We start from the raw sequence: 9,014 nt of genomic DNA on the forward strand, positions 1-9,014 counted from the left end.
AAGGGGGCAGAGACATCAGATGCTGGCATCCCATGTCTCTGCCCCCTGCTTTTATGCAGTTGCTGTTTATTCAACAGCTTTAGATACACCCACCATAGCAGGACGTACTAAACGACCGTTCAGCTCGTAGCCTTTTTGCATGACAAAAGTCACAGTGTTTGGTGCTACATCAGCACTTGGCTGAATAGACATCGCCTGATGGAATTCAGGGTTAAACGGCTGACCTTGTGGGTCAATTTGCTGCACACCGTTTTTCGCCAGTGTATCCAGCAAACCTTTCAGGGTTAAATCCACGCCTTCACCCAGAGCTTTCTGGCTGTCGTCTTCGCGATTTAAGAAAGTTAAAGCACGCTCAAGGTTATCTACAACCGGTAATAAATCACCAGCGAAACGCTCCAGCGCAAATTTATGGGCTTTTTCAACATCCATAGCTGAACGACGACGGCTGTTGTCTGCTTCAGCTTTAATTCTAAGCATTAAATCATGCTGCTCTGCCAACTGGGCTTTTGCCTGCTGTAATTCTGCATCCAGCTTTGCAATAAGTTCCTGCTCCGGCGTCAGTTCTACCACTTCTTGCTCTGCCGCTGCTTCCGCAGCCTGTTGTTGTTCAGTTTGCACTTTATCTTGCTCGCTCATTAGTTACTACTCCACCATAGGTTGGCTTATTATGGGGATTGATTAAGATGATTCAAGTTAAAAAACATTTGTTGTGCTACAGCTTCAACTAAAGGCACAAAACGACCATAGTTCATCCGTCGTGGTCCAAGCAAGGCGATAAAGCCATGTGGCTCCGAGCGGTAGCGTGCACAAATCAAACTCACCTTGGCTAAAGGTTCAATACCAGATTCACGCCCCAGTATTAATTTTGGTTGTTCATCCTGAGTGATGGGCGTCAATAACTTCACCAGACAAGATGGATTATCTAAAAGTTCGATCACTTGCTGTAATTGTGGGTCGCGATGATAATCAGTGGCTTGCATCAGTTGGTGCTGACCATAAATCAGCGGCTGATGCTGCTGCATCTCGTCCAGACTCAGTTGCGCCATCGCGGTTTTCACTAAAGACTGCACAGTACCGCATTCTTCCTTTGCTATTAATGCTAAACGTGAAATACCATCCAGCCAATCCTGACCACATAAAGCAGCGTTGAGTAAACACAAAACCCGGCTTAAGGTTGGATTATCAATTAAATCGTCGTGAAACAGCACCCGGTGCAAAATGTCGCCGTCTTCGTCTATCACTACCAGTAAGAGTCGCTGCGTGGCTAAACGCACTAAATCTACCTGCCGTATCACCCTGCCCTGACTTTTAGGCGCACTGACAATACTGACCATACCTGTTAAGTTGGCTAACAACTGGCCGGCTTGCTGACATAATAAAGAAACTGGTAATTGCGGTGGCAAATTCACCTGAATAGCATCCAGCCATCGACCTGTTAAAGGCTCCAGCTGCAGCATTTTATCGATAAATAAACGGATACCCGAAGTAGTAGGCACACGACCTGCTGAGGTATGAGGAGAGCGGATAAAGCCCTGCTGCTCCAGCAACATCATGGTATTGCGCACTGTGGCTGAACTGACACCAAGCTCTGACTGCTCACACAGCAGCTTAGACGACACCGGCATGCCGTCCGTCAGGTACTGCTCGACTATGAGTTTTAATATCAGTTCTGGTCTGCTTAACTGAACCACTACAGCTGTTACTCCGGTTAATAAGACGGTGCAGAATACTGCTCATTTATACTGCTAGATATTGTGGGGTCATTATTTAAAAATTCAAGCCTTGTCCTTAGTCCGCTGTCTGTACACAAAGCCTGTTCGCTGCCAGAAACTATGGGTATACTCAAACGGCATTTTGAAAGGAACACTCATGAGTCAAAACCCAGGCAGCGCATTTCAAACCATTGGCCTCATTGGCAAACCTAATCATCCGGGCGCCAATACCACTCTTATCAGCCTGTATCAGTTTTTAACTGCACGGAAGTTAAAGGTCTATGTGGAAGAAAAAGTGGCCGAATCTTTAGCCTTGCCCGATGTGCAGGTGATGGATTTAGTCGAACTGGGTAAAAACTGCGATCTGGCGATAGTGGTAGGTGGTGACGGCAATATGCTGGGTGCTGCGCGCGTATTAGCGCGTTTTGGTGTCGCGGTGCTGGGAGTAAACCGCGGTAACTTAGGTTTTTTAACCGACTTATCACCGGAAGATTTTGAAACACCTTTAGCCGCTGTGTTAGCCGGTAATTTTGTCACTGAAAAACGCAATCTGCTGGAGGTGGAAGTCTATCGCAATGACTGCGTCAAAAGCAGCAACAGCGCTGTGAATGAAGCCGTGCTACACGCTGACAAAGTAGCGCATATGATTGAGTTTGAAGCTCATATCAATGGCGAATTTGTGTTTAGCCAGCGCTCCGACGGTTTAATTGTCAGCACTCCAACAGGTTCTACCGCCTATTCCTTATCAGGTGGTGGCCCTATTCTGACACCTGAGCTGGACGCTATGAGTTTAGTGCCCATGTTCCCCCATACCTTAAGCAGCCGCCCTTTAGTGGTATCCGGTACCAGCGAAATAGTCTTAAAAGTATCGCCAAGTAATGACGCACATTTACAGGTTAGCTGCGACAGTCATGTGATTTTGGCCGTCATGCCGGGCGATGAAATCCGTATTCGTAAACACCCCAAGCCACTGAAACTGGTGCACCCGCCTGGTTACAGCTACTTTAACGTGCTGCGCAACAAGCTCGGTTGGGGCAGTAAACTCTACTAAAAAATCTCTTCACCACTCCCTTGCTAAAAGCTGAATTACTGTATAAATTAACAGTTATTCAGTATAAGGGAGTTGGACCATGCTCAACCATCTGCATATCAGCAACTTTGCCATAGTACGCGCGCTGGAACTCGACTGGCGTGGCGGCATGACCACCATTACAGGCGAAACAGGCGCAGGTAAATCTATAGCTTTAGATGCCTTGTCTTTATGTTTAGGCGACCGTGCCGATGGTTTAGTGGTACGCCCCGGTTGTGATAAAGCCGATATAGTGGCTACTTTTGATATCAGTCAGTTGGGCGCAGCTCAGCACTGGCTGGCCGAACAAGATCTCGCCATGGGCAACGAATGTATAGTGCGCCGTGTGGTGGGTAGCGAAGGCCGCTCCCGTGGTTATATCAATGGTGTACAAGTACCGGCTCAACAACTGAAAGCTTTGGGCCATCATCTGCTGAGTATTCATGGTCAGCATGCGCATCAACTGTTATTAAAATCAGATCACCAGCGCCAGTTACTGGACGCTTATGCCAATACCCAATCCGCTTTAGCCGATTGCCGCCAGTACTGGAAAGCCTGGCAGCAACTGAAGCTGGAATATGGCGAACTACAAAGCAGTCAGCAGCAACGTGAAGCACAACGTCAGTTGCTGGAGTATCAGGTCGCTGAGCTGGATCAGTTTGCCCCAGGAGCAGATGAATTTGCTGAACTGGAAACTGAACATCAGCGTTTAAGCAATAGCCACAGCCTGATCCAGGCCAGCCAGCAAGCCTTGCAACTGGCTTATGACGATGAAGATGCCAACAGCTATCGTTTATTAAGTCATGCCTGTCAGCAACTGGACGACTATATAGAAGTAGACCCGGCTTTAGCTCCTATTCATCAGATGCTGAGCGAAGCTTTAGTACAAATTGAAGAAGCAGGCCGCGAACTACGCCGTTACAGTGAAAAAGTAGATATAGATCCGGAGCGTTTAGCAGAAATTGATCAGCGCCTTGGGCAGTGGCTCAGTTTAAGCCGTAAACATCAAATTCCAAACGATCAGCTGGCGCTGTTCCATCAGCAATTATCCCAGCAGTTATCAGAACTGGCTGGTGATGATGATCGCATAGTTGAACTTCAGCTTGAAATTCAGCAGGCTCAGCAACTCTATTGTCAGGCCGCAGAAATAGTCTCTGAATTGCGTAAATCAGCGGCATTGGAGTTGTCCGATAAAATTGCCCGCAGCATGGCCGAATTGAGTATGGCCAATGGTAAATTTTATATTGCGGTTGAAAGTGCTGGCATAGATAAAGCCAACGCATCCGGCTGGGATCAGGTCGATTTTCTGGTCAGCACCAACCCGGGCCAACCTTTACAGGCACTGCACAAAGTAGCATCAGGTGGTGAATTATCCCGTATCAGTCTGGCGATTCAGGTGATACTGGCAGGTAAAGTCACTACTCCTACCTTGATTTTTGATGAAGTGGACGTAGGTATTAGCGGCCCTGTTGCTGCTGGCGTAGGCCGCTTGTTACGCCAGTTGGGAGAATCCACTCAGGTGATTTGTGTCACTCACTTACCTCAAGTCGCAAGTCAGGGCCATCACCAGTTGTTTGTCGAGAAATACACAGACGGTATTGCAACAGAAACCCGTATTCGCGAACTGGCAGACGAAGAACGGGTGCAGGAAATAGCACGCTTACTGGCAGGAGAAAATGTCAGCGCTAATGCGATTGCCAACGCCCGCGAGCTGTTATGTGCGCCTTAAAGCTGATTTGTAGCAATTATTTTTAACAGGCACGAACTTAGCCAACACACTTAGGTCTGATTAAGGCTTTAATTTCAGCCCATGCTTGCGGTATGATGCCGACAGACTTATTCAGATGAAGAGACAGATGAAAGCAGTAGTGAAAACGGCCCTTGTGTTGGCCACAGCATTGACTCTGGGTGCTTGCAGTAGTTGGATTTACCGGATTGATATACCACAAGGTAACTTTCTGGAGCAAAAAGACATCGACAAACTGCGTGTTCAAATGACCAAAGAACAGGTTCGCTTTGTGTTAGGCAACCCTGTTGCTGAAAACGCCTTTGACGACGACATCTGGCATTATTTTTATGCGTTAAAAGGTGGTCGTGGCGACAACTTTGAAAAGCAAATGATCGTCAATTTTAAAGACGACAAACTGGTTGATATTACTGGTGACTTCACCAAACCAGCTAACTTCAATACCCCGCTGGATAAATAACTTTTGCCGGGGTCAGAGTTTCAGCTCTGACCCTCTCCTCGTTAATTCAGTCTAATAGTTCTGCTTATTCATCAGCTGTCAGAGTGTGAGTCAGACTCAGTATTCTGTCCCTGTTGCGGCCTGCCACCTGTTGTTTTATTTGCTCTGCCTTCGTCTTTGGCCTTTTCAGCACGGCGACGACGCATATCTTTAGGATCAGCAATTAAAGGCCGGTAAATTTCAATTCGATCACCCGCTTTTGGCACTTCATTCAGTTTGCAGGTCCGGCTCCAGATCCCCACTTTATTCTGACTTAAATCAATTTCAGGAAAAGAAGAAAGCATACCGGACAGCTGAATAATCTGCTCCACAGTAGCAGCAGCATCGACAGTTAAACTCAACAAACTTTGTTTTGCCGGTGTGGCATAAGCCAGCTCCACAGCTTTAGTTTCAGCCATGTTGTTCTCCGTACACTTGTTTCGCCCTTTGGGTAAAAGCACCGACCATAGCCGCTGTTAACTCATTAAAAATTTTGCCAAAAGCAAACTCGACTATTTTATTGGAAAACTCAAAATCCAATGCCAGCACCACTTTACAGGCTTCATCGCTGAGTGGAACAAAGGTCCAGCCACCGGATAAAGCTTTAAAAGGGCCGGACTCAAGTTGCATCTGAATTTGCGAGTTTGTCACCAGGGTATTGCGGGTGGTGAACTCCTGACTGATACCGGCTTTTTTCACCTGTAACTTAGCCAGCATCTGATCTTCAGACTGCTGTAAAATTTGTGCTTGGGCACAACCGGGTAAAAATTCCGGATAACGTGGTACATCGTTCACCAGCTCAAACATCTGGCGCGCGCTGTAAAAAACCAGTGCGCTGCGCTCAATTTGTGGCATACTCTCTCCCCTTAATGCAGGCGGCGATTGTAACAGATCTGGCCGTAGCCTCAATGTCCCAGGCGTAAGCCTTTTGCCATTAAATTCCTTGGCTTTTAAGAGTTAATTCGTTCGCAAAGATGAGCAAAAAACAAAGCAGCAAAAATCAGGGCGGCACCATAGCCCAAAATAGAAAAGCACGACACGACTATTTCCTCGAAGAGCGTTTCGAAGCAGGTATGTGCCTGCAAGGCTGGGAAATAAAGAGTATTCGTGAAGGCAAAGTGAATTTGTCTGACTCGTACGTCATTTTAAAAGATGGCGAAGCTTTTTTAATTGGTGCACAAATTCAGGCGCTGCACAGCGCATCTTCTCACGTGGTCTGCGATCCAGAGCGCTCGCGCAAGCTGTTGCTGAACAAACGTGAACTGAACAAACTGGTCGGTAAAAAAGAGCAAGACGGTTACACCTTAATAGCCACGTCCATGTACTGGAAAGCCTGTTGGGTGAAATTAGAGTTCCATCTGGCCAAAGGTAAAAAGCACTTTGATAAACGTGACGACATCAAAGACAGAGACTGGTCGCGTGAAAAAGAACGCATGATGAAGCACAGCAAAAGATAATTGCAGCCGGGTTCTTACCCACTTCAGCTTGAGATTGTTCAATTCATCACCATATAGAGTAATAACAGCCAAACGCAGCAAGAAAAGACCAGTTCTTACCTTGCCGCGTTGAACTGCAGAGCGTAGAATGCGCTCAACACAGAAGTGTTCAGAAGTACTAAAGAATTCGGGGCCGATACTGGATTCGACGGGATTCACGAACTCTTAGGTGCATGCCGAGGTGCGGTAGGCCTCGTAAAAAAGCCGCAAACTAGTAGTCGCAAACGACGAAACATACGCACTCGCTGCCTAATAAGCAGTAGAGCGCTCTTCCCCTCACGCATGCCTATAAGCTGAGACTCTGGAAGATCACCCCTAATAGGATCGCATGGCGGCTTTGTCTGGAGCCAAGATGCTAAAACCAATCAGACTCGCCCGACGATAGCCTGCCAGCTGGCGCTCATAGGGTTAACTAAATAACTGGATAAGCATGTAGTACCGACGATCTAGGTTTTTCGGACGGGGGTTCAAATCCCCCCGGCTCCACCAATAAAGCAAAAGGCCACCTAACGGTGGCCTTTTGCTTTATTGTGGTTTCGCGGTGGACGCGAAGCACCTTTAGGGGTTCAGCCGGAGCTTGCGCAGCAAGCGGAGACAACGCCCAAAGGGCGGCCTCTCGTTGCCAAACGAGAGGTGAGCGGTAAAGCCGCGAATAAATCCCCCCCAACTACCTCGCCACCGCAAGGTGGCCTTTTGCCTTCAGTCGCGACCAAAAATTGAGTTGTCACCATACAAAACCAAGCATAACAAACGAGCGCAAAGAGCAAGACCCTACATCATTTTCCTTTTAACTATTTGTTACCTTCGGCTTTTATTGCTAACTAGCTATAGACCCACTATTGAAACTCTTGAGCATTTTAGTTATGTTTTAGGTACTTTACGGTTTTCTAGAAATTGCAGTCTGAAAGAGTTGTATTCCTTGAGTATCCTACAGATCTCATAAAAACTCGGGTAACGGATTAAATACAGGGATCTGATGACACTACGGGCGGTGTCAGCTACAATGCAAATGAATAAAAAAAACGTTATTGACATTGGCGAGCTGATTGATGATTTAGCTCGTAAAAAAAACACCATAAGCTGCTGCGGAAGCCATGGTCTCCTGTCCCTTTTAGAGAGACTAGGTTTTAATCATAAATCGGGTAAAAGCGATGGCCATCGAGTTTTTACTCACCCAGTGTTGAGGAATAAAAGTAATGGAAAGTTTACAACTTTTGGTATTGATTGCGGTCATGCGCCCAAAAGGCCAATGAAACCAGCCTATGTCTCAACAGTCATAAAGATACTTCGAGACTATCAAGACGAGCTTACTGAAATTGTCAACGATACACAGTGAATTAAAAATGAAAAAATTCGATCCAGAAATGTACACTATATCAATACAAAAATCGCTTATTGATGGTGAATTTCTTTATATTGCAAAGGTCTTAGAAATTCCTGATATTTGTGAGTTTTCTGATACAGAGTCACATGCGAGAGAGCTGGCGCTTGATACAATATCAACTGCATATGATATGTATGAGAGTGAAGGAGCAATATTTCCTCCTCCATTCACGCCAAATGTAGATGAAGAAGTCTCTGGAAGAATAACTCTTAGAATGCAGAAGTCATTACATAAGTCAGTAATTGAAGCGTCAAAGAGAGATAACGTAAGTGTAAATCAATACATAAATGTTTGTTTAGCAAAACATACTGAACATACTACTTCTTTATACGAAATTACAAAGCTTAGTAAACAGCTAATTAATATACATGAATCAGTTGCTTCTTTAGCTCGCATAGTTAATAAAGATCATTTTATTTCTTCGGCCAATCACCCGAAAATTATAGAACCTGCTCTAATCGGGTCTCAAAGTCATAGAAGAGTTTTTGCATTCAATCCATATAGCCATGATGAAACGGAAAATAATGAAATTGGTATAGAATATGGCGCGTCAACTGAGGAATCATACACTTACATTACTGATCAACCAGCAAAATTCCAAATAGTTGACACAATTAAAAAGAGACTATGTCATTCATGAGTGATGTATCAAGCATATTTAGAATAAAAGAGAGCTCCTTGATAAAAAGTAGCTTTGAACTAAGAGATAAAGAAAGAGCGAAAACAGGGGGGTCATTAGATTTTCATAATGAAGTTGAAATCCATGATGACGAGAACTGTGAGTTCTTGGAGATAGTATTAACAATGACAGTAACAGGTATGCAAGAAGATGATGTTATGTTTATTGTTATGTCATCTTATAGCTGCCTTCTTGAAGTTGTAAACAAAAAACGCTATAAAAGGCTAGTCGACTTTGACAAAGCTACATTTGGCGTTCGTCACATTTATCCTTTGCTGAGACAAGACGTAATATCAACACTAGCAAAAGCAGGTATGGGACACGTGCCTCTTCCCTTTGATACAAGATTTGTTACGTCAAGCGTTGAGAACACAACTAATCCAGAGGAAGAATAATTGAAGCCAAGAATAGATTTAGTTACTGAAAAACATAATGTTTCTATCTATTCA

At 45.2% G+C, this 9,014-nt stretch carries 11 protein-coding genes and 1 other RNA gene; 8 read left to right on the forward strand and 4 right to left on the reverse strand.

Annotated features, from left to right (window positions below; genetic code table 11):
- Positions 1–66: 66 nt before the first annotated feature.
- A complete protein-coding gene (gene grpE / locus LSG34_RS17850; RefSeq protein ID WP_127020729.1) occupies positions 67–636 on the reverse strand; it encodes a nucleotide exchange factor GrpE in 570 nt (189 codons plus the stop codon).
- A gap of 29 nt (positions 637–665) precedes the next feature.
- Complete coding sequence (gene hrcA / locus LSG34_RS17855) at positions 666–1,691, reverse strand: heat-inducible transcriptional repressor HrcA (protein WP_233010492.1); 1,026 nt, start codon at positions 1,689–1,691, stop codon at positions 666–668.
- 178 nt (positions 1,692–1,869) lie between these two features.
- Here hrcA and nadK point away from each other — a divergent pair, with 178 nt between their 5' ends.
- The 3 genes from nadK (at position 1,870) to LSG34_RS17870 (ending at position 4,988) form a co-directional block, all read left to right on the forward strand.
- Complete coding sequence (nadK, locus tag LSG34_RS17860; protein ID WP_233010493.1) at positions 1,870–2,763, forward strand: NAD(+) kinase; 894 nt, start codon at positions 1,870–1,872, stop codon at positions 2,761–2,763.
- Between the two features lie 79 nt (positions 2,764–2,842).
- Entirely contained in the window at positions 2,843–4,510 is a 1,668-nt protein-coding gene (gene recN, locus LSG34_RS17865) for a DNA repair protein RecN (protein WP_233010494.1), read from the forward strand.
- A gap of 127 nt (positions 4,511–4,637) precedes the next feature.
- The gene (locus LSG34_RS17870; protein ID WP_233010495.1) at positions 4,638–4,988 is read left to right on the forward strand and encodes an outer membrane protein assembly factor BamE; all 351 of its coding nucleotides are present in this window, start codon (positions 4,638–4,640) and stop codon (positions 4,986–4,988) included.
- A gap of 71 nt (positions 4,989–5,059) precedes the next feature.
- Here the strand turns inward: LSG34_RS17870 and LSG34_RS17875 are convergent, their stop codons facing one another.
- Complete coding sequence (locus tag LSG34_RS17875) at positions 5,060–5,425, reverse strand: RnfH family protein (protein ID WP_233010496.1); 366 nt, start codon at positions 5,423–5,425, stop codon at positions 5,060–5,062.
- Positions 5,418–5,861, reverse strand: coding sequence for an SRPBCC family protein (locus tag LSG34_RS17880; RefSeq protein WP_233010497.1), 444 nt, complete (start codon positions 5,859–5,861; stop codon positions 5,418–5,420). The genes LSG34_RS17875 and LSG34_RS17880 overlap by 8 nt, the downstream gene beginning before the upstream one ends.
- Before the next feature lie 119 nt (positions 5,862–5,980).
- Here LSG34_RS17880 and smpB point away from each other — a divergent pair, with 119 nt between their 5' ends.
- From smpB to LSG34_RS17905, 5 genes are all read left to right on the forward strand, one after another.
- The gene (gene smpB, locus LSG34_RS17885) at positions 5,981–6,463 is read left to right on the forward strand and encodes an SsrA-binding protein SmpB (protein ID WP_008897453.1); all 483 of its coding nucleotides are present in this window, start codon (positions 5,981–5,983) and stop codon (positions 6,461–6,463) included.
- A gap of 168 nt (positions 6,464–6,631) precedes the next feature.
- Positions 6,632–6,991, forward strand: a transfer-messenger RNA (tmRNA) gene (gene ssrA / locus LSG34_RS17890).
- 514 nt (positions 6,992–7,505) lie between these two features.
- On the forward strand, positions 7,506–7,838 hold the full coding sequence (locus tag LSG34_RS17895) for a hypothetical protein (protein ID WP_233010499.1): 333 nt from the start codon (positions 7,506–7,508) through the stop codon (positions 7,836–7,838).
- Positions 7,839–7,845: 7 nt separating this feature from the next.
- Positions 7,846–8,526 (forward strand): toxin-antitoxin system HicB family antitoxin, encoded by a 681-nt coding sequence (locus tag LSG34_RS17900; protein WP_233010500.1) that lies wholly within the window; start codon positions 7,846–7,848, stop codon positions 8,524–8,526.
- Positions 8,523–8,960: a hypothetical protein gene (locus LSG34_RS17905; protein WP_233010501.1), complete on the forward strand. Its 438-nt coding sequence runs from the start codon at positions 8,523–8,525 to the stop codon at positions 8,958–8,960. The genes LSG34_RS17900 and LSG34_RS17905 overlap by 4 nt, the downstream gene beginning before the upstream one ends.
- The last annotated feature ends 54 nt before the right edge of the window (positions 8,961–9,014 follow it).

Source organism: Rheinheimera faecalis, assembly GCF_021290965.1.
GTDB lineage: Bacteria > Pseudomonadota > Gammaproteobacteria > Enterobacterales > Alteromonadaceae > Pararheinheimera > Pararheinheimera faecalis.

Bases quoted from the DNA above. Each gene is read 5' to 3' on its own strand.
- grpE (WP_127020729.1), bottom strand. From the start codon at position 636: ATGAGCGAGCAAGATAAAGTGCAAACTGAACAACAACAGGCTGCGGAA.
- nadK (WP_233010493.1), top strand. From the start codon at position 1,870: ATGAGTCAAAACCCAGGCAGCGCATTTCAAACCATTGGCCTCATTGGC.
- recN (WP_233010494.1), top strand. From the start codon at position 2,843: ATGCTCAACCATCTGCATATCAGCAACTTTGCCATAGTACGCGCGCTG.
- LSG34_RS17870 (WP_233010495.1), top strand. From the start codon at position 4,638: ATGAAAGCAGTAGTGAAAACGGCCCTTGTGTTGGCCACAGCATTGACT.
- LSG34_RS17875 (WP_233010496.1), bottom strand. From the start codon at position 5,425: ATGGCTGAAACTAAAGCTGTGGAGCTGGCTTATGCCACACCGGCAAAA.
- LSG34_RS17880 (WP_233010497.1), bottom strand. From the start codon at position 5,861: ATGCCACAAATTGAGCGCAGCGCACTGGTTTTTTACAGCGCGCGCCAG.
- smpB (WP_008897453.1), top strand. From the start codon at position 5,981: ATGAGCAAAAAACAAAGCAGCAAAAATCAGGGCGGCACCATAGCCCAA.
- LSG34_RS17895 (WP_233010499.1), top strand. From the start codon at position 7,506: ATGCAAATGAATAAAAAAAACGTTATTGACATTGGCGAGCTGATTGAT.
- LSG34_RS17900 (WP_233010500.1), top strand. From the start codon at position 7,846: ATGAAAAAATTCGATCCAGAAATGTACACTATATCAATACAAAAATCG.
- LSG34_RS17905 (WP_233010501.1), top strand. From the start codon at position 8,523: ATGAGTGATGTATCAAGCATATTTAGAATAAAAGAGAGCTCCTTGATA.